General features: G+C 27.5%; 20 protein-coding genes, 5 tRNA genes and 1 pseudogene. 11 read left to right on the top strand and 15 right to left on the bottom strand.

The genetic code is table 11. The annotated features are described in order from the left end of the window. The first annotated feature begins 109 nt into the window (after positions 1-109). Genes AVBRAN9333_RS01495 through AVBRAN9333_RS01480 form a run of 4 tightly spaced genes read left to right on the top strand, consistent with a single transcriptional unit; the run spans position 110 to position 4,298 of the window. Positions 110-1,543, top strand: a complete 1,434-nt coding sequence (locus AVBRAN9333_RS01495; protein WP_336609304.1) for a metal ABC transporter solute-binding protein, Zn/Mn family — start codon at positions 110-112, stop codon at positions 1,541-1,543. Further along, positions 1,506-2,789, top strand: coding sequence for a hypothetical protein (locus AVBRAN9333_RS01490; protein ID WP_336609303.1), 1,284 nt, complete (start codon positions 1,506-1,508; stop codon positions 2,787-2,789). Before AVBRAN9333_RS01495 ends, AVBRAN9333_RS01490 begins: the two co-directional genes overlap by 38 nt. Beyond that, entirely contained in the window at positions 2,786-3,511 is a 726-nt protein-coding gene (locus AVBRAN9333_RS01485; protein WP_214116301.1) for a metal ABC transporter ATP-binding protein, read from the top strand. Before AVBRAN9333_RS01490 ends, AVBRAN9333_RS01485 begins: the two co-directional genes overlap by 4 nt. After that, complete coding sequence (locus AVBRAN9333_RS01480; protein WP_442862216.1) at positions 3,492-4,298, top strand: metal ABC transporter permease; 807 nt, start codon at positions 3,492-3,494, stop codon at positions 4,296-4,298. The genes AVBRAN9333_RS01485 and AVBRAN9333_RS01480 overlap by 20 nt, the downstream gene beginning before the upstream one ends. A gap of 33 nt (positions 4,299-4,331) precedes the next feature. Here the strand turns inward: AVBRAN9333_RS01480 and AVBRAN9333_RS01475 are convergent, their stop codons facing one another. Continuing rightward, positions 4,332-5,147 (bottom strand): mechanosensitive ion channel family protein, encoded by an 816-nt coding sequence (locus AVBRAN9333_RS01475; protein WP_336608006.1) that lies wholly within the window; start codon positions 5,145-5,147, stop codon positions 4,332-4,334. A 95-nt stretch (positions 5,148-5,242) separates the two neighbouring features. Here AVBRAN9333_RS01475 and AVBRAN9333_RS01470 point away from each other — a divergent pair, with 95 nt between their 5' ends. Further along, on the top strand, positions 5,243-5,818 hold the full coding sequence (locus AVBRAN9333_RS01470; RefSeq protein WP_214119649.1) for a DJ-1 family glyoxalase III: 576 nt from the start codon (positions 5,243-5,245) through the stop codon (positions 5,816-5,818). Between the two features lie 126 nt (positions 5,819-5,944). Here the strand turns inward: AVBRAN9333_RS01470 and AVBRAN9333_RS01465 are convergent. The 5 genes from AVBRAN9333_RS01465 to AVBRAN9333_RS01445 form a co-directional block, all read right to left on the bottom strand. Next, positions 5,945-6,032: transfer RNA gene (locus tag AVBRAN9333_RS01465), tRNA-Ser, on the bottom strand. A gap of 46 nt (positions 6,033-6,078) precedes the next feature. Beyond that, positions 6,079-6,152: transfer RNA gene (locus AVBRAN9333_RS01460), tRNA-Cys, on the bottom strand. Positions 6,153-6,155: 3 nt separating this feature from the next. Further along, positions 6,156-6,243: transfer RNA gene (locus AVBRAN9333_RS01455), tRNA-Leu, on the bottom strand. A gap of 16 nt (positions 6,244-6,259) precedes the next feature. Beyond that, a tRNA-Gly gene (locus tag AVBRAN9333_RS01450) sits at positions 6,260-6,334 on the bottom strand. 63 nt (positions 6,335-6,397) lie between these two features. After that, on the bottom strand, positions 6,398-7,294 hold the full coding sequence (locus AVBRAN9333_RS01445) for a GGDEF domain-containing protein (RefSeq protein ID WP_214116278.1): 897 nt from the start codon (positions 7,292-7,294) through the stop codon (positions 6,398-6,400). Positions 7,295-7,494: 200 nt separating this feature from the next. Here AVBRAN9333_RS01445 and fliQ point away from each other — a divergent pair, with 200 nt between their 5' ends. Together fliQ and AVBRAN9333_RS01435 are read left to right on the top strand one after the other, a co-directional pair. Continuing rightward, positions 7,495-7,761: a flagellar biosynthesis protein FliQ gene (fliQ, locus tag AVBRAN9333_RS01440; RefSeq protein WP_214116269.1), complete on the top strand. Its 267-nt coding sequence runs from the start codon at positions 7,495-7,497 to the stop codon at positions 7,759-7,761. Then, a complete protein-coding gene (locus AVBRAN9333_RS01435; protein WP_214150053.1) occupies positions 7,758-8,180 on the top strand; it encodes a Sua5 YciO YrdC YwlC family protein in 423 nt (140 codons plus the stop codon). The genes fliQ and AVBRAN9333_RS01435 overlap by 4 nt, the downstream gene beginning before the upstream one ends. A gap of 1 nt (position 8,181) precedes the next feature. Here the strand turns inward: AVBRAN9333_RS01435 and AVBRAN9333_RS01430 are convergent, their stop codons facing one another. Genes AVBRAN9333_RS01430 through AVBRAN9333_RS01405 form a run of 6 tightly spaced genes read right to left on the bottom strand, consistent with a single transcriptional unit; the run spans position 8,182 to position 11,843 of the window. Then, positions 8,182-9,009, bottom strand: coding sequence for a 4-(cytidine 5'-diphospho)-2-C-methyl-D-erythritol kinase (locus AVBRAN9333_RS01430; protein ID WP_336609302.1), 828 nt, complete (start codon positions 9,007-9,009; stop codon positions 8,182-8,184). Then, positions 9,009-9,251 carry a carbon storage regulator CsrA gene (csrA, locus tag AVBRAN9333_RS01425; RefSeq protein ID WP_336609301.1) on the bottom strand — a complete coding sequence of 81 codons (243 nt, stop codon included), beginning with the start codon at positions 9,249-9,251 and terminating at the stop codon, positions 9,009-9,011. Before csrA ends, AVBRAN9333_RS01430 begins: the two co-directional genes overlap by 1 nt. Then, positions 9,245-10,042 (bottom strand): tRNA pseudouridine(55) synthase TruB, encoded by a 798-nt coding sequence (truB, locus tag AVBRAN9333_RS01420; RefSeq protein WP_336609300.1) that lies wholly within the window; start codon positions 10,040-10,042, stop codon positions 9,245-9,247. The genes csrA and truB overlap by 7 nt, the downstream gene beginning before the upstream one ends. Further along, positions 10,042-10,440, bottom strand: coding sequence for an META domain-containing protein (locus AVBRAN9333_RS01415; protein ID WP_336606976.1), 399 nt, complete (start codon positions 10,438-10,440; stop codon positions 10,042-10,044). The genes truB and AVBRAN9333_RS01415 overlap by 1 nt, the downstream gene beginning before the upstream one ends. Then, positions 10,437-10,994 carry a TlpA family protein disulfide reductase gene (locus AVBRAN9333_RS01410; RefSeq protein WP_214119653.1) on the bottom strand — a complete coding sequence of 186 codons (558 nt, stop codon included), beginning with the start codon at positions 10,992-10,994 and terminating at the stop codon, positions 10,437-10,439. The genes AVBRAN9333_RS01415 and AVBRAN9333_RS01410 overlap by 4 nt, the downstream gene beginning before the upstream one ends. Positions 10,995-11,003: 9 nt before the next feature. Further along, positions 11,004-11,843 carry a hypothetical protein gene (locus tag AVBRAN9333_RS01405; protein WP_239803170.1) on the bottom strand — a complete coding sequence of 280 codons (840 nt, stop codon included), beginning with the start codon at positions 11,841-11,843 and terminating at the stop codon, positions 11,004-11,006. A 75-nt stretch (positions 11,844-11,918) separates the two neighbouring features. Between AVBRAN9333_RS01405 and AVBRAN9333_RS09525 the strand changes: the two are divergent. Beyond that, positions 11,919-12,692, top strand: a pseudogene (locus AVBRAN9333_RS09525) (nitrate- and nitrite sensing domain-containing protein); the annotation flags it as partial. A 99-nt stretch (positions 12,693-12,791) separates the two neighbouring features. Next, the gene (locus tag AVBRAN9333_RS09520; RefSeq protein ID WP_442862220.1) at positions 12,792-13,865 is read left to right on the top strand and encodes a methyl-accepting chemotaxis protein; all 1,074 of its coding nucleotides are present in this window, start codon (positions 12,792-12,794) and stop codon (positions 13,863-13,865) included. A 39-nt stretch (positions 13,866-13,904) separates the two neighbouring features. Here AVBRAN9333_RS09520 and AVBRAN9333_RS01395 read toward each other — a convergent pair whose 3' ends face one another. Next, on the bottom strand, positions 13,905-16,094 hold the full coding sequence (locus tag AVBRAN9333_RS01395; RefSeq protein ID WP_336609298.1) for a molybdopterin-dependent oxidoreductase: 2,190 nt from the start codon (positions 16,092-16,094) through the stop codon (positions 13,905-13,907). A gap of 65 nt (positions 16,095-16,159) precedes the next feature. Here AVBRAN9333_RS01395 and AVBRAN9333_RS01390 point away from each other — a divergent pair, with 65 nt between their 5' ends. After that, positions 16,160-16,708 carry a biotin transporter BioY gene (locus AVBRAN9333_RS01390; RefSeq protein WP_214116243.1) on the top strand — a complete coding sequence of 183 codons (549 nt, stop codon included), beginning with the start codon at positions 16,160-16,162 and terminating at the stop codon, positions 16,706-16,708. 148 nt (positions 16,709-16,856) lie between these two features. After that, a tRNA-Asn gene (locus AVBRAN9333_RS01385) sits at positions 16,857-16,931 on the top strand. 505 nt (positions 16,932-17,436) lie between these two features. Here AVBRAN9333_RS01385 and AVBRAN9333_RS01380 read toward each other — a convergent pair. Next, positions 17,437-18,198: an FAD:protein FMN transferase gene (locus tag AVBRAN9333_RS01380; protein WP_336609297.1), complete on the bottom strand. Its 762-nt coding sequence runs from the start codon at positions 18,196-18,198 to the stop codon at positions 17,437-17,439. Beyond that, positions 18,195-19,796: a hypothetical protein gene (locus tag AVBRAN9333_RS01375; protein WP_336609296.1), complete on the bottom strand. Its 1,602-nt coding sequence runs from the start codon at positions 19,794-19,796 to the stop codon at positions 18,195-18,197. Before AVBRAN9333_RS01375 ends, AVBRAN9333_RS01380 begins: the two co-directional genes overlap by 4 nt. Positions 19,797-19,881 lie beyond the last annotated feature (85 nt).

Here is a 19,881-nt window from a genome sequence, read left to right as displayed (position 1 = left end):
AGCAAAAAAAATTAAAATTTAAACCTAATTTATTTTTTGCAACTAAGTTGCATTTAAGCAACAATTTACTACACTTGCAACTTTAAAACATTTATGAAAAGGAATTGCAATGAAAAAGATATTATTAAGTTCATTAGCTAGCGTGTATTTATTAGCTAATAATGTAGGAGTTAGCATATTACCACAAGTTGAAATTGTTAAAAAACTATTACCAAATGCAAATATTACAACTCTTATGCCAGCAGGAGCTGACCCACATACTTACGAGCCAAAACCAAAGCAAATGATGGAGCTTAGTAAGGCTAAAGTATTTTTAGGTATCGGGGTTGAAATTGAAGATATATGGCTTAAAAGACTTGCCGAAAATACCAATATAAAAATAATTCACACTGATGAAAATATTCAAAAAAATAATTATTCTCATAAAGAATTAAACGAGCACCATCACGAACATAATGATGATATATATAATGGGATTTTTGATGATAATGATGTAAAAAATAGAGATTTAAGTGATTGGATTGGTGATTGGAAATCAATTTATCCTTACGCTAAAGATGGGGATTTTGATGAATATTACAAATTAAAATCAAAGGCAAAAAAAGATAAAACCGAGCAAGAATACAAAGAATATTATCTAAATGGCTATAAAACAGATGTAGAAAGCATAATCATTACAAAAGATAGTATGGAATTTATACAAAATGGTATAAGTAAAAAATCAAATTATAAATATATTGGATACAAAATATTAACCTATGAATCAGGTAAAAAAGGTGTTAGATATTTATTTGAAGCTACCAATAAAGATGCGGCTTTTAAATATGTGCAATTTAGCGACCACAATATCGCTCCTACAAAAGATTTAGAACATTTTCATATATTTTTTGGCAACTCTAGTCAAGAAGAATTGCTAAAAGAAATGGATAATTGGCCAACTTATTATCCTAAAAATATGAGCGTAAAAGATATTAAAAAAGACTTAATTCATCACATAGGCTCAAATCATAAAGAAGAGCACCATCACCACGAGCATCATCACGAGCATTCAGGCTTAGATGTGCATATTTGGACTGACCCTATTTTATTAAAACAAATTGCACAAAATTCAGCTAATGCTTTAAAAGAAGCTTTTCCTAATGAAAGCAAAACAATTGATGAAAATCTAAAAAATTATGAAAAAGAATTAGATGAATTAAACTTAAAAATATATGATTTAACGAAAAATGTGAATGTAAAAGGTTTTATAAGCGCTCATCCATCGTGGGGATATTTTGCTAAAAGATATAATCTTGTTGAATATACTTTAGAATTTGAAGGTAAAGAAATAAAACCTAGTGAATTAGCAAAAATCATAGAAATTGCAAAAGATAAAAAAGCTTGCCTTGTTTTAAAAGCACCGCAATTTAATGATAAATTGGCAAAAACCATTCACAAGGAAAGTGGATTAAAATTAGTAGAAATTAATCAACTTTCTAATGAATTATCTAAGGAGCTTTTAAACTTTGCGAAAATTATTAACGATAATTGTTCTAAGCATTAATATATACGCTTGTGCTTTATGTGCTTTATATACGCCAACTGCTCATGTTAGCTTTAAAGGAAATTCCATTTCATGGGAATTTTCTTCTAATTTTTCACAAACACTATTAGACGGCTATGATTTAAATAATGACAAGAATTTAGATGAAAAAGAATTAGTAGCCGTTCGTGCTGCTTTGCTTGATTATTTACTACCTAGAGATTTTTTGACTACTTTAAAATATTATGATTTGCCATTCGGAGAAAGCAAAAAAATCAAATTTATTGTTAAAGATATTAAAGTAAGTTTTGATAAGGAGCTTTTTTTAGAATACTTTATAGATTATGATTTTAGTCCTAAAATTGATAGAGTTTTAATGTTTTCGGTAGAGGATTTAGATGGGTTTTTTAATTTTAAAATAAAAGAAAATACCTATAAAGTAGATGGTTTTAGCATTAATGAAAACATTAATCTAAATGCAGTTTATTATGAATTTCAAAAAGCAAATGCAATAGAAAAAATAGCTCAAAAAGTAGATGAAAAAGTAGAAAAATCAAAAGAATTTGAAACCAACACTTCAAAATCTTTTTATGATATTTTATTAGAAAAATTAGCAAAATTACAGAGCAAAATGCTTGAATTATTAAAAGACAATAGCATATATTTATATCCTATCGCACTAATTTATGGCTTTTTTCACGCTTTACTACCAAGTCACGGAAAAAGCATAACTGCAGCTTATTTTATGAACTCTAAGAAAAAAATATTATTTTTTAGTCTAAAAGTAGGTTTTATTCACTTAGTAAATGCCTTTATAATTGCTAGTTTTTTCTCTTTATTTAATCTTTTAAATCTTAATAAAATTTCAGGATTTTTAATAAGTTTCTTAGCACTTATTTTGCTTTATTTAAAACTAAAAAAACCACAAATTTCACAAATTGCAAAAACACCAAATAATATAAAAAGCTTTAGTGTGGCTAATGAGAATAGAATTTTAAATGTAGTAAATAAAGAAAAAGTTCTTGATAATTTCTTAGCATTTAGCATAGGTTTATTGCCTTGTCCTGGACTTATTTTAGTAATTGGTTTTATAAGTAGCTTAGGTGCTAGAGCTTTTATAGCGGCTTTATTAATCGCATTAGGTATGAGTTTGGCTATATTTTTAAGTGCATTTATAATAACAAGATTTAAATTTAGCTCAAAAATAGAGATTTTAAGCCTTGTATTTGTAATATGCGTTGGATTATTTATAGGATTTTTTGGATGATTGAAGTAAAAAATGTAAGCTTTTCTTACGATACGGAAGAGATTTTAAGCAATATTAGTTTTAATGTAGAAAAAAATGAATTCGTAGGAATTATAGGAGCAAACGGCGGTGGAAAAAGCACAACTTTAAAGCTTTTATTGGGTTTGTTAAAACCAAGTAAAGGCGAAATTATTATAAACACAAATAAATTAAGTTATGTCCCGCAAGTTGCTAATATAAATCCTAGTTTTCCTATCAATGTTTTAGATGTAGTTTTGATGGGAACTTTAAAAAGAAATTCATTCTTTTTTAATTCAAAACAAGATAAATTAAATGCACTTTTAGCACTTGAAAAATTAGGCTTAAAAGATTATGCAAATAAAAGATTTGCAAGTTTAAGTGGCGGGCAAAAACAAAGAGTTTTAATAGCTAGAGCAATACTTAGTGGCTGTGAATTATTATTACTTGATGAGCCTACTGCTAGTATTGATGCAAAAGGACAAATAGAAGTGTTTGAATTATTAAAAAGCCTTAATAATCAAGGAATTAGCATAATTTGTGTTTGCCACGATATAGCTTTAATTTCTTCGTATGCAAATAAATTAATTCATATTAGCAAGACCGCACATTTACACAAAATCACAAAAGGTCTTGATAGCAACAAATTATTACACTTAGCAACGCATAAAAATAATTTATGCGAAGTTGATATATGGGAAAATTATGGAATATCTAAATTATAATTTTATTCAAAATGCAATTTTAGCAGCAGTTTTAGTGAGCATTGCTTGTGGGATTATAGGAGCGCTTGTTCTTACAAATCGCCTTGTAGCAATGGTAGGTGGTATTTCTCACGCAGCTTATGGTGGGCTTGGGATTTCGCTTTATTTTGGAGTTAGCACTATGCTTAGCACTTTAGCCTTTGTTATTGCTTGTGCTGTTTTGATTGCATATTTATCAAGAAATTACAAAAATCAAGATGCTGTAATTGGTGTAGTATGGGCTTTTGGAATGAGTGTTGGGATATTGCTTAGCGATTTAAGTCCTAATTCAAATTCCATAGTTTTTAGCTATTTATTTGGAGCTATTTTGGCAGTTGAATTAAGTGATATTTATATTATGTTAAGTGCTGATATAGCTTTTATCATAATGGCTTTTGTGTTTTATAGACAATTAATAGGAGTTAGCGTTGATAGTGAGTTTTGCAAGGCAAATGGTGTTAATGCAAATCTAATTTATTATATGCTAATAATTGCAGCCGCTGTTTGTATAGTGATTAGTTTAAGAGTAGTTGGAATGGTTTTAATACTAGCTTTGCTTTGTATTCCTAGCTATATTTCTTCTATGTTTTGCACCAAGCTCTCATCTATGATGATTATTTCTGTATTATTATCGCTATTTTTTTGCTTAGGTGGATTAATTTTAAGTATTGCTTATGAATTAAGCAGTGGAGCTTGTATAATTTTACTTGCTTGTTTTTGCTTTATGATTGCTTATGTTTTAAGTTTTATTGTGAAAAAAAGAATTTGAAATAAGATAAAAATCTCATTTCAAATTCTAAAATTATTTTATAAATATCTTTGCAAGTGCTTCATTTACCTGCATTGAAGCTTTTTCGTAATTTTCATTTTTTACCCATAGTTGAATTGCTATTTCTATATTAGCATCATTTACATTTTTAACCCCTACATAAATTGCTGGATTTTTTAAAATTAATTCATTTTGACCTAATGCTGTTTCAACTTCTTTTCTAACATCACATAAAGTTGATGGGTCAATTACTTTAGAATAATCAATTCTTCTTGTTTTTTCACGAGAATAATTATAAATATTATCGCTTATAACTTTTGAGTTTGGAACTATTATATTTGTATTATCGTATGTTCTAAGCGTAACTGAAAACAAACATATATCAGATACAAATCCTTCTCCTGCACCAAATTTTACATAATCACCTATTTTAAAAGGTCTAAACACTACAACCAAAACACCCGCAGCTATATTTGATAAAGTTTCTTTAAACGCAAAAGATATAGCAAAAGATGTAGCTGTAAATAAAGCAACGAATGAAGTCGTATCAACACCAACATTATTAAGTGCTGCTAGAATTCCAACAACTAAAATTATAATTTTTACAAGCTTAACTAAGAAATTGGTTAAAGTCTCATCTGTGCTAATTTTAATTAAAGTAACTCTTAAAATTTTTCCTACAACTTTCATTAAAAATAATGCTAAAACAATAATAAGAATTGAACCTAAAATCTTAAAACCATATTTTAAGAAAAATCCTTCAAAATCAAAACCTGCACTTTGCAAATCAATTAGTTTATTCAGAGTTTCTGTGGTTGTGGCTTTTACATCTTGAATTGTTGTATCCATCAATATCCTTTTTAAAAAATTTGAAAATGAATATTAACAATTAATTACTTAATTTTAATTAATATTATTCTCTAATCTAATTAAAAGGAGTAAAAATGAAAAATATTTTAGTGCCTATGGCAAATGGAGCTGAAGATATTGAATTAATTAGCATTATTGATATTCTTCTAAGAGCGAAAAATTATGGAGCTAATATAAATGTAATTTGTGCTAGTTTAGATGATAATTTAGAAGTTACACTAGATACTGGTATGGTTTTAAAAGCTAAGGTAAAACTAAGCGAAGTTGATACTAAAAACATTGATGCAATTGCTCTAGCAGGTGGTTTTGGTGGTATGACAAACCTTAAAAATAGTGAAAAAATCAAATCAATTTTACAAGATTTAAATTCTCAAAACAAATTAATAGCAGCAATTTGTGCTTCTCCAATAGTTTTAGCAAATGCTGGGGTTTTAAGTGATGAATTTACTTGCTATCCAGGTTGTGAAGAAGGAATTAAAGGAACAAGATTAAATGAGCCTGTGGTAGTTCGTAAAAATATAATCACAAGTGCTGGACCTATCACTTCATCTTATTTTGCACTTACAATAGTAAAAGAAATGGGATTTTTAGACCAATTTAATGGAATGCTTGATGGTTTATTAATAAATCAATTCGGAATTAAATTCTAATTAAAATATATTGAGTGTTTTTCAACACTCAATTAAAATATTTTCTTCTAACAAAGGAGCTAAAAAAGCTAGAACAAAATACTTTTTTAAAAAAATATAAAATGAAAAAGATTGTTAAAAATGAAGTGGCCGGGAGAAAGGGATTCGAACCCCTGGAGGCTTGCACCTCAACGGTTTTCAAGACCGCCGCTTTCGACCACTCAGCCATCTCCCGAAAAATTATCAAACAAGCGATAAAAGATTTTTTGCAAAAGCCTTATTGGAGGTGATACTCGGATTTGAACCGAGGATCAAGGCTTTGCAGGCCCATGCCTTACCGCTTGGCTATATCACCTTATGGTGCCCAGAGCCGGACTTGAACCGGCACGGTAAAAACTACCGAGGGATTTTAAGTCCCTTGCGTCTACCATTTCCGCCATCTGGGCAAAATATGTAAAATAATGGAGCGGGAAACGAGGTTCGAACTCGCGACCCCAACCTTGGCAAGGTTGTGCTCTACCACTGAGCTATTCCCGCACTTATGAAATAAAGACAGAATTATATATTTTTTTTCTTAAATTAAACTTAATTATAAAAAAATTATGAAACTTGTATATTTACACAATTTTTGCCGCTTTTTTTACCAAAATATAATTCTTGATCGGCAATTTTAAAATAATGCTCAAAACTATCTTTACAAGGATTTTTAATAAAAATACCACCAATTGTTATAGTTGGTTTTATGTTATATTTTTTCAATTCTTGTTTTGAAACTGAATTTTTTACTACATTCATATAGTATTCTGCTTCTTGATTGTTTTTCACATTTAATTTCACTACAAATTCTTCGCCACCCCATCTAGAAACAACGCCTTTAAGCCCTAACATTTCATACTGAATTGCTGATGCTACACTTTTTAAAACTATATCGCCTATATCATGACCATAAGTATCATTAATTCTTTTGAAATTATCTATATCACAAATTGCTATTAAAAGTGATTCATCTTTATTGAAGTTAGGAATTATCTTTTCTTCAAAGTATTTTCTATTAAAAAGACCTGTTAGAAAATCTCTATAAACCAAATAAGTTAAGTCGGATAATTTTTTATTTGAAGTAACCGTTGCAAGACCACCATAAATTAACATAAAAACAGAGCTTGAAAATGTATTGATATAGAAAAACAAATCTTGACTATTACTATATTCACCTACTAAATAATGTCTAAAATAATATAAACCATATATGCTAAAAAGCAAAAATAAACTTACTGATATTCTATAAAGCCACTTGCTAAAAAATGTAAATTGCAAGAAAAATAAGCACATCATAATAGTGCTAAATCCACTTTCAAACCCTAAATAATAAGAACCCATAATTTGGTGTAAAAATATTTCGGCAAATGCTACAAAAAACGCTGCTGTTATTTTGTCTTTTAAATAAAAGCAAATTGCTACAAAATAACTCGTTATTGAGTAAATATTAAAAATAGCCATAGGAAAAATACCATTAATTAAAAACAAAAAACAATAAACACAATGTGTAATAAATATAGAAACAAGTAGCCAAAGGTTTATGTCTATTTCTTTTAATAATTTAATAAAATCGTTTCTAATGGGTATTCCTTGTTTTTTAATAATAAATAGTTAAGTAATTTTGCCTAAAATTGTTTAACACTTTGATGATAAGGATTAATATGGAAAGCACTTTAGTTGCACTTGGGGTATCAACTTTTAAAATAGCACTTTTATTATCACTTCCGATGCTCTTAGCTGGACTTATTGCAGGACTTTTAATAAGTATATTTCAAGCGACAACCCAAATTAACGAAATGACTTTAAGTTTTGTACCAAAAATCATTTTAGTTGTTGTAATAATAATATTCTTAATGCCTTGGATGATGAATCAAATGATAGATTTTACAACTATGATATTAAATAAAATTCCAAGTTTTGTTAAATGATTTATCTAGCACAAACCGATACTACAGCTGGATTTTTAAGTAAAGATTATAAAGAAATTAATTTAGCTAAAAAAAGAGAAATCAATAAACCTTGCATAATCACAAGCACATATCTAACTAGCCTTAAAAACATTGCAAGAGTTCCAAATAAATTTAAAAATCAAGTAAGAAAGGCTAAAAAAACAACCTTTATATATAAAAACCAAATATCATTTAGGCTAGTAAATGATAATAAACATAGTTTATTTTTAAAGAATTTTAAATATTTATACTCAAGTAGTGCAAATTTGCACGGATATGAATTTGATATAAATTATGCAAAAAATATAGCCAATGTAATTGTGGATTTGGATTTAGCTCAAAAAAGTTCATCAAAAATGTTTAAAATAAACAATTCTAAACTAAAGCAAATTAGATAAATTATGATTTAAGTTTAAAAAAACTACCCCCACTACCACTTAAAAATAAGCCCTTATTAGCATAGTCTAAAGTGATAGAATATAAAGCATTGCAAGGTTTTAGCAAATCATTTAATTCATAATTTGTAAAATTATTTAAAAGCTCTTTTGTCTTTAATTTACTCAATTCGTCATTTTCATAATATTTTGGCTCTTTTGCAAATTCGCTAAAAACATCTTTTGTGCTACAAGGTGTGCTAAATTCTAATGAAAAATCGCATAAATCATCGCTAAAATCATCAATTATCTCACCATATCCACTAACATTAGCACTCTTTAGCCCACTTTCAAAAAAGCTCACATCAGCCCCACTAAGCCTAGCAATTGCTTTAGTATCAAAAGGCTTTATATCATTTAATAGTTTTATAAAACAAGCAGCATTAGAACTAGCACCGCCAAGTCCTGCAAAAGTAGGGATATTTTTGTGTAAAACTAAAGCGAAATTATTTTGAAATTCTTGTTTTAAATTCTCATCAATCAAACTTAAAACTTTTGAAAAAATATCGCTTTTAGAATAAAAATTACTTACTAAATTATCATTTATCAAATAAAATTTATCCATCAAAACATCTTGTTTAAACTCATTTTCGTAAGTAATTCCATTGATTTTTAATAAAGAATTTGAATTAGGAATTAAAGTTTTATCTAAATTCCTAGCTTCGTTTTTAGGTATAAAATAAAGCTCATCATATAAATTATCAATCCTATAAAATCTTGAAATTAATTGATGATAATTATCCTTTTTGCCTGTAATTTTTAAAAATATATTAATCTTTGCAAAAGCTTTCATTATTTATCTTTTTTATACATTGAAAGTGAGTTTACTAAACTATCTAACAATTCACTTGAAGATGCAGCTGATTGGATATTTTCATCTTTTATAGAATCTACTAATTCATCTCTTAAAATTAAAGTTTGTTTAGGAGCTTCTATACCGATTTTTACCGAATCGCCCTTTATTTCAAAAATCTTAATTTTAATCCCACCATCAATAACTATTCCTTCACCTGCATTTCTTGATACTACTAACATTTTTCCACCTTATTTAAAATATATTCTATTTTTTCATCTAATCTAATAATGCTAAAACAATCTCCTAAATCTATTTTATAAATTTTGTAATCTTGTTTTTGAAAATCACTTAAGTTTAATTTTTTACCCAATAGCAAGTCGTTTATATCGCCTAAATAAAAATTTTCTTCTAAATCAACACTTCCAAAAGCATCATAATTTTTAAATTCTTTAAAGCCGCCTTCACTAAGTCTTCTTAAAGCACTTAAAGTCCCTTTTACACCTAATTCATCGCAAATTAGCTTGGCGTATGAACGAACATAAGTGCCTTTACTAGCACTTAATCTAAAACTAATAAAAGGGAAATTATAATGCAAAAACTCCGCTTTTACACTCATTACACACTCATTTAGCTCAACCTTTTCGCCATTTCTAGCTAACTCATACGCTCTTTTGCCATTGATTTTTTTAGCACAAAATATAGGCGGAGTGTAAGTTATATCTCCTTGATACTTAGCAAAAGCTTGCATAATTTGTTCTAAACTAGGCTCTTTAACACTACAAAAGCTTATGTTTTCATTATCTAAGCTAGGACTAATTGCACCAAGCCAAATCGTTGCTTCATAGACTTTTGGCTCAAGATTTAAAAAGCGAAATAATTTTGCGTGTTTTTTATCAGCACAGAGTAATGCCCCACTAGCAAATGGGTCAAGTGTGCCTGAATATCCTAATTTTAGCCCTAATTTTTTACCTAATTTTAAAGCGTAAGAATTAGAGCTAATATTAATTGGTTTGTTTGCTAGAAAAATCATTATTCAAAAATAATTTTTACTTTATCGTTTTCTAAGCCATTTTCTATTATTTGCATACTTGTAAGACTACTAGCAACTGCGTTTTCTACTTCCATTACTTGATTAGGACACATCATTTTTGTGCTTGCTGGATTTTCATAATAAATATTATTATTTTCTTGTTTTATAGCACTAAAAATTCTATTGCAACCTACAAACATTCCTAATTTATTATCTTCAATTATTAAAGACCAATTACTAGAATTGCTATATTCTTTATTTGTGTCTTTAACTATAATTTTTGATATTTTATATTCTTTATTTTCTAATTTTTTCACTTCTTTTGCTACCTCAACATTGTTAGTATTCGCACAACCAAAAAAAGCTAATACGCTTAATAATATTAAAGATTTTTTCATTTATTTTCCTTTGCTTTATTTATACTTTCTCTTAATAATCCTTCATCGGCTTTACCTAAAATAAAATACTCATTTCCTAATTTTTGATATTTACCATCTTTTAACATTACTTTAAAAGGTAATTGAACCTGAGTATTATATTTTATATCATCTGTTATTGCTTCTACTATCAAATCTGCTCTTTTATCATTTGTTAAAAAATAATACGCATTATAGTTCTTTGCAAATTCTTTTAATTTTTCATTATCAGCTTCTTCTGCATAAGATAATCCAACAAACACTAAATCATCTAAGTGCTTTGATTGTATATCAAAAAGCATTGGAGCTTCGGCTCTACAAGGCTGACAAAAAGTCCCAAATATATCAATAATTAAAATTTTATTGCTATCAACCAAACTAAAGCCATTTTCTTCTCTTTTGATTTTTATTTCTTGATTATCCCAACTTTTTAAAGTTAATATATCTCCAGTTTTAATACTTGTAGTTTTAGCTTCATCGTTGCAAGCACTAAAAAATAAAGCAATAAAACTAGCAACAAATAATAATTTTTTCATACCCACTCCTTAAAAACTTCTAATAAATACGCTATGCATAGGTTTTCCATCTTTATCAAGTTTATAATACTTAAATGCAATCTTGGTTCCTATGTTTAATGGTTTATTTATTTCGTTAATATTAAAACCACTGCCTATAGTAATAGTTGTAAGTTCGTTATTGTTTAATTTTTCATCAGTAAATTTAGTAAGGGCTCTTAAAGCGTTAATCTTTTTCCATTGGCATTCATAATTAATTAGCTTGCCTTCATTGTTTAAATTAGTTTTTGATATAACGCAATTATCTTTATAAAACTTTCTAATTTGCACTATTTTATCTTGTCTTGGAACATCATAATCAGTATTCTTTTTGTGTAAATACACACCTTCTGATTCTTTTAATATAACTTCATTAAAAAAATCTACAAATTCATCTTCACTATTAAATTCATTCTGAACTACGAATGTAATATTTTTATTAGGGTGTTCTTTTAAATAATCTCTTAAATAATTTAATCTATCCTTTAAATCTCCCTTTTGATTAGGGACATCAACCACATAAAATTTAGCACATTTAAGCTTGTTTAACATAACATCATTAAAGGTATCATAATAATCTGTCCCACAAAATAAAAGACCTTTTATCTCAAAAGGTGGAAAATCCTTTGTAAAATCTTTGCTAATTTCATAAGTTTGATTATGATTATTATATAACTTTTTACCATCCCAGTTTGCACCCATACCATCAATATATTCGCTAATATAATAATCTCTTACATCAATACTTTTTAACTCATCAAAATCACTTCCTTTAAATGAGCTACCTAGTAATGTTGAAAAAAACATACAAAAAATTAAAAAAAATTTCATCCATTCTCCTAAAATCTATATAATTCTTTAAAAAACTTTAAAATAAAAATCTAAATCTATTAATTAAGGGGACTTATGATTTCTAAAATATCTATTTCTAAAAAACTTTTATTGCTTACAAGCACATTTTTAATTATATTATTAATTTATAATATTTTGCTAATTAAAAATAGTTATAAGACATATAATTCTTCAATAACTGCACAAGATAGCGTAAAGATAATATCTCAAACCAACGAAATAATTCACTTATTACAAGTTGAGCGTGGGCTTAGCGTAGGATTTTTAGCTGGTGCAAATAAACAAACTTTAATAGAACATAGAGCTAAATTTATTTTAAATAACGACTTAAAAAACGAAGTTGATAGTCTAAGAAATATGGTAGATAATAAGGCTAATAGAGCTGTAGTATTACAAAATTATACTAATTTAATAAATCAACAAATCAAAAAAGTTAAAGATATTTCTCAAAGTCTTGATGAAAGCTATGCTAGTTTAAGCGATGCTCTTAATTTAGTAGCTACTACAAAAGAAAGATATGGCTTATTAAGGGGGACTTTAAACGGAGTATTTAATGCAAATACTATGGATATTAACACTTTTTCAAACATTAGTTACCTAAATACAAGTATTTCTGGAAAATTAAAAGAATTAAAAGAATTAAAAATTAATTTTATAGATGAATATTTAAAAAATCTTTCAAATCTTGAAAGTTATAAAAAACTTCAAGAATTTATATCAACTACTATGAATAATAATATAAATGGTAATTTTAATATAAATGCAAATGAATTTTTCCAAGTAGCTACTAATGTGATAGAAGATTATAAAAAATTAGAAAACGAAATAACAAATCAAATTCTAAATAAAGCAAATATAAATAAGTCTGAAGCTCAACAAGAAATAATTATTCAAATAATAATAGCCTTATTAGCACAAATTTTAAATATGTTTTTAGCTTATGTAATATCTAAAAATATCATTAAAAACCTTACTTTAATCAATACTGGTCTTAATAGTTTTTTTGATTTTTTAAGATATAAAAGCAATGATGTAGATAAAATAATCACAAATAATAAAGATGAATTTGGCAAAATGGCTATGCAAATAAATGCAACCGTATTAGAACTAAAGCAAAATTATGAAAAAGACCAAACCTGTATAAATGAAATTACAAATATTACAAATTCTATTAAACAAGGTAGTTTAAACAATGAAATAACCAGCGAACCTTACAATCCAAAAATAAAAGAATTAAAAGAAATTCTAAAAGAAATGTTGCAAACTCTAAAACTAAAAATAGGAAAAGATATTAACCAAATTGATGAGCTATTAAAAGAATACTCAAATATGAATTTCAAAAATAATATAAAAAACCCAATAGGAGAGATAGAAAATAGCCTAAATACCTTGCAACAAGAAATTAAAAATATGCTTTATTCTCAAGAAAATATAAGCAATACTTTAAAATCAAATTCTAATAATTTAAAAGAAAATATGAAACTTTTATTAGGTGGTAGCAAAAAGGCTAAAAACAACCTTGAAGAAAGTGCAGTAGCAATCAATCAAATGTCAAGCTCAATGACTGCAGTAGCTCAAAAAAGCCAAGAAATAATCCAACAAAGCGATAGCATAAAAAGCGTTATTGATGTTATTAGAGGCATTGCAGAAGATACAAATTTATTAGCTTTAAATGCTGCTATTGAAGCAGCGCGTGCAGGTGAGCATGGGCGTGGATTTAGCGTGGTTGCAAGTGAAGTTGGCAAATTAGCTAATAACACTAGCTCATCATTAAATCAAGTAGAAGCTAATGTAAAATTATTAGTCCAACAAATTCACGATATTGGTATGAGTATAGATGAGCAAACTCAAGCAATTAATCTAATCAATACAACCATAAGCGAAATTGATGAGCTAAGTAAAGAAAATGACAATATTGCAAATGATACAAATAAAGCTGCAAATAGCGTAGATAGTCTAGCTAGCAATATTTTAGATGATTTAAACAAAAAAGAATTTTAATTATCCTAGTTTTTAGGATAATTAAAATAAGAATTTAAATTATAAATTCTTAATAATTTTCGGAGCTTTAAAGCAGTCTTTCTCCCAGTTTTTAGTGCCATTAAATTTTTCTATATCTACTTTACAAGTGTGAGCTGTGTTGCTATTTGATACCGCTGAACTTGGGCTTGAGCTTGTTAGCACATTTACATTTCCATTTAGGCACCTTTTACCATCAATTTGCCACCAAGCACCTTGAAAAATCAAAATATTATTAGGATTAATATCACAAATTATTCTAGCCCCCACTAAAATCTCACCCCTATCATTAAAAACCCTTACAATATCTCCTTGCTTAATGCCCTTTTTAATAGCTAAATCTTTATGCAAATAAACAGGCTCTAAATCATTTTCACTATCTCTTATATCGCTATTATGTAGTTGTGAATGAAGTCTATAAGGACTATGTGCAGAAGTTAAAAATAAAGGATATTCGCTTAAAAGCTCATCTTTTTGCTCGTATTTTGCGATATTGTTTTTTATACTTAAATTAATATTTTTTATGTTTTTAAATCTTGTAAAAGGCTCTAACTCGCTTAAGCCCTGCACTTTTTCATAAGATTTTTCTAAAAACTCATCAAACTCACTTAAAATTATTCCTTTTTTAAAATATCTTTCTTTAATATCTAAATAAGCCAATTTTACTAAGTCTAATTCATCTAAATCACGGCAAAATTCATAAGATTTATTAAATCTTTTTGCTATTTCTTTGCATATTTCAAAATCACTTTTTGAGTTATAAAAAGGCTCTTTTATAGGTTTTAGTGCAAAAATTATTTCTTTATTCGTGCTTTGCTCTATATCATAACGCTCCCCTTCAATAGCAATAGGCAAAACAATATCGCTCATCTTAGCTTGAGCCGTCCAAAAAGGCTCAAGTGTGATAATACACTCAAGATTATTTAAAGCCTTTAAACTCTCATTGCTATTTGGCTGATGGGTAAGATATGAGCCACAAGCATTTATCATTAATTTTATATCAGGATAGATGATTTCTTCATCTTTATAAGTGCTTTTTGTATTAGGATTTAATAAGCACTCGCTAAGCCTTGAGCTTGGGATATAATGATTTTTGCCTTTTATTTCGCCTAAAAGTGCATTTATATCGCTTAATTTTTCTGTATTTTTTGCACTCTCACCCTTGCAACCACTGCTTAAATTAAACTCAATCCCTAAACCATCTTTGCCTATATGTCCGCACATAGCAGCTAAGCAAATTATTGCTAGGTAGTTAAATTCTCCGTTTAATTGTCTTTGAATTGACCTACCTAATAAAATATTACTAGGATTATTTTTAAGCTTTAAGGCTAGATTTTCTAAATCAGTTTTGCTAATACCACAAATCTTACTAGCCCATTCTAAGTCCTTATTTACCCCGTCGTTTATACCTAGAAAATAGTCTTTAAATGTATCAAATCCTGTGGTTTTACTCTCTATAAATTCTTTATCATAAAGATTATTAGTATAAAGATAATTACACATTCCAATAGCCATCGCCATATCAGAATTTGAATTAGGAGTTAGAGTTGTTGCATTCATCATTTTTGCACTCTCATTAGCTCTAATATCTATAAAAATTACTTCAATATCTTTATTTTCAGCCATTTGTTTTAGATATTTTTCGTGTTCGTGCATAGGAATATCGTGAGCAATTTTACTTGTAATAATAGGATTAGCTCCCCAAAACACCACTACTTTAGCGTGTTTGATTATTTCTTTATAATCAGTTGCTCTTTCATAAACACAAGATGAGCCAAAAACATAAGGCATACTAGCTATTGCAGAGCCGGTTGAATAATCTCCTAACTCAAAGACCCCGCCACCAAGAGCATTGATAAGTCTATGAATTAGCATTCTACCCCAGCCGATTTTACCTACCCCACCCCATTCGTAACTTTCAGCATAAATACTGCTAGAGCCGTATTCTTCATAATATTTTTTAAGATTATTTGCAATTAATTCAAAGGCCTTATCCCAAGAAATCTCTATAAACTCATCATCTAATCTATCCTTAGAACCATCTAAAAATCCACGCCTAACGCAAGGATTTTTAATTCTTGAGCTATGATTTATTCTGCTTGTGTAATGATTAATCAAATCAGTCGGGGCTTCATCGTAAATAAAAGGCGTAATTTTATCATCTTCTAAATAAAACGCCCCTACTCTAGTGGCTATTAAATGTTTTTTCATAATTCTTCCTTTATAAATATTATTTTTAGTATATAATCATTTTTTAATTTTACAAAGGAGGGATTATGTTAGCAGCTTTAAAAAGTTTTTGCTTAAAGAAAAATACCGCAAGCAATACAGCTAAAGTATTACTAGCAAGTATTTTAATAGCGTTTGCTGCTAATTTAAAAATAAGCATAGACATCATACCCTTTACTATGCAAACTATGGTGGTTTTAACTATATCTTATGCTTTAGGCTCAAGACTAGCTTTATTTAGTTTGATTTTATGGTTTTTAGAAGGTTTGTGTGGCTTTCCTGTATTTGCTAGCGGTGGTGGTTTGCACGCAATTTTAAGCCCTAGTGGTGGGTATATTTTTGGTTTGATTGCTATGGGTTATATTATGGGAAAAGCTAAAGACCATGATATAAACAATGTCTTTGCGTTAAGTTTATATGCTCTAGTAGCTACTGCAGTGCTTTATATTTGTGGCTTATTTATTTTAAGCTTTTATGTTCCTAAGGATAAAATACTTAGTATAGGGTTATATCCTTTCATAGTAACTGATATAGCAAAAGCATTTTGTGCTGCATTGCTTATAAATCCTGCTTATAAACTATTTAAAAACTTATAATTTATAAGTGCTTTTAAGTCAATAAATCATTTTGACTAAAAGCATTTTTTATTAAATTTCACATTTTTTTATATTTTTTTCAAAAAACTCTTGACAAACAAAATTTTCTTGGCTATTATTACGCTTTTACTTAACGATTACTACTTATTCCGGATTAGCTCAGCGGTAGAGTAGGCGGCTGTTAACCGCTTGGTCGTAGGTTCGAATCCTACATCCGGAGCCACTTTTTTATTTCCCTTAATTTTATTTTTAGCTCGTATCTAAAATCAAATAAATATTTTAAATATTAAATTCACAATATAATTATTTGCAAAAATAGAATTTAAAATTGATAGCAAAATATAAAAAATCACAACAAAACTATATTAAATATAAGTATAAAACTTAGTGAAACTTCTAATTATTTTAACAAAACAAACATATTAAGAATTAGTAAAATATTACAAATAAAATATAAAAAACAATAGTTTTAAGCACTATTCATAAAAATATATTTAAGTTTTTAAAAATTCTTAAATTATGATTTTGATAAAAATTATGTTGCAATGAGCAAAACAAGCAGTGGTATTTGTAATTTTATCTATTTTGCAAAAGTAATACAAAAATTATTGCTATTTTTCTTTAAATATCTAAAAAGCAAGCATTTGTAACAATATTTTTAATCAAGATTGTTCTAAAGTAATATAATAAAACTCTCTTTATTTTAACTTCAATTAAAATATATTAAATTACCTGTCACGATTAGATTGGTATTTTATTTCGTTATTAAAATCAATGCAAATTGCTAAATACTCTTTAGGCAAAATAATTTCTTCAAAGCACAAAGCAGTGGAAAATACCCCGCAACTAAGCGTGTTTTCTCCTATTACACTAACTTGAGAATATTTAAAATCTTTTGTATTTATTATGTGATTTGCTCTTTCATATTGTGCTGAAGTTGTTAGCGATTGATTTAAGATTTGCCATTTTTTAATAGCTTCTTGTGGATTTTTAGGATTTTTAATATTTACAAATATTTCTTTATTAGTCTTTAAATCCCCTCCAAAATTAATCACATATTTGTATTTTTCACAAATTTTAGCACATTCATCAACTGCAAATTCTTTAATCACACCACCTAAGTCAATTTTTGTATTTATATCTTCAAATTCTATAAATTTTTTAGATAAAAAATATGAATTTTTACCATATTTTGCATTGTTTTTTAATTTTTTATTGATTAGTGTAATATCAAAAGCATAATTAGTAATTTCACTAAGACTTGAGAGTTTTTGCAAAATCATCATAGTTTGCTGGTCTAATTTTATACGATTTTTGCTTTTATTATTAATTTTAGATACCAGCGAAGAATTATCAAAATAATTATATTTTAAATGTAGATTTTTACAAAGCTCAAAACATTTAATAGCCAAATTAGAAGCTTCATATTCACTAGCTTCTAATTTAATAACACATTTTGTGCTAAAACAAGAAAAAACAAATTCTTTCACTTACTAACTTTTATATTAAATGGAGTTGTTAAGGCTTCTTCACGAATTATTTTGCCGTTTTCACATAGCTTTAATATAACGCTAAATTCCCCGCTTAAATCATTTTTTGGTAAAGCAAAAATTTTACCTTTTTCATCAACAAAATCTGCAAACTCATCAGGTAAAAGATACACAATATTTATCCCATCAATATGTTGTGGAAAAATAATATCTGATTTTATTTTTTCTTTTCCACCACTATTTTTCATCTTAATTTTAATATTTTCCATATTTGGTGCGATAAAACTAAAAATATTTGCTTTTAAATTCTCAAATTTATCGTCTATGCTAATGCTTTTGCCTTTTGATAAATCATAAATATCAATATTTCTACGATTATTAGAAACAATTAATGTATTATTGTCTTTAAATGTAGCGGCATAACTTACATTCCCACCCTTAATACTTCCTGCTAAATACGGCTTATTTTCAATATTAAAAATACTAGTTTGCCCTAATCTATCTCCAAAAGTATAAGCCAAAGTTTTACCATCTGGACTAATAGCATAAGAGCCAGAATATAAAGCAAAACCTGTATTTGAACACTCTGTTGTGTGGTTTAATACACTTACTTTACATAGCTTAGAATTATAATTATGTGGTGTTGCATAATAAATATTTTTTGCATCAGGACTTACTAAAAAAGGGCTTGTAGTAGCTTTTATAGGACGACCAAAATATTGTGCGTTAAAATCTGCGATTTTATTTAGTTTAGATTTTTTAATATCGTATTCATAAATGCCTTTATTTTCGCCTTTTAAAAGCACAAATAATCTATCAAGCCTAACATCAGCCTTTACTACATCTTTAATCTTAAAGCTTTTTATCAATTTTAAATTCTTATCAAAAATACTAAAAGTTTCTTTATCATCTAAAGCAATTACACCATCTTTGTATTTTCTAAACAAAAAATATTCACCCTTTAAAAAAGCTAATTCCTTTAAATCACCGCTATTATCTAATTTTATTTTATGTAGTCCTGAATGGTGCAAATATGGTCTAGCATTTTTATTATCTCTTCCTAAATATTTTGGCATAGTATTTACAAAAGCAGTTTTATCATCTATAAATTCTACTTGCTCTACGAAAAGCTCACTTGCCCCACTCCACTCATCATCATCGTTATTATCTGTTTTGCTATCTTCTTTAACTTTTTCTTGTTTTTTTGCATCGTCGGTAGCTTCTGGATATTTCTTACCTAATTCAGAATGATCAGCATCTTTTATCGCATAAAAATCATTATAAACAATATTGTCATTTTTTAAGTCAAATAACACTATTGATGAATGATAGCTCCCTGCTGCTAGTAATTTATCATCTCTTACGCTAATATCTCTAAAATATAAATCAGTTTTTGATTTGCCTTCAAAATATCTTGCATAATGCCATTTAAAACTATCATCTGGATTTAAAGACTTAATAAGATTTGCTTGAATGCTAGTTTTATTAATACTATCATCATAAATATCAATCATTTCGTTTGGTTTTATTACATAACTAGCATTTAAAGAACTTGCTAAAACACAAGCTAAAGTTGAGCTTAAGAATATTCTCTTCATTTAAACTTCCTTTCATAATTATTGATAAGTATTATAATAATTATTATTTAATATAAGTTTAAATATCATTCATTTTTTAGAATTT

The sequence above is a fragment of the Campylobacter sp. RM9333 genome (genome assembly GCF_020137705.1).
In the GTDB taxonomy this organism is placed as follows: Bacteria; Campylobacterota; Campylobacteria; order Campylobacterales; family Campylobacteraceae; genus Campylobacter_E.
This window is presented reverse-complemented; position numbering and strand designations above follow the sequence as displayed.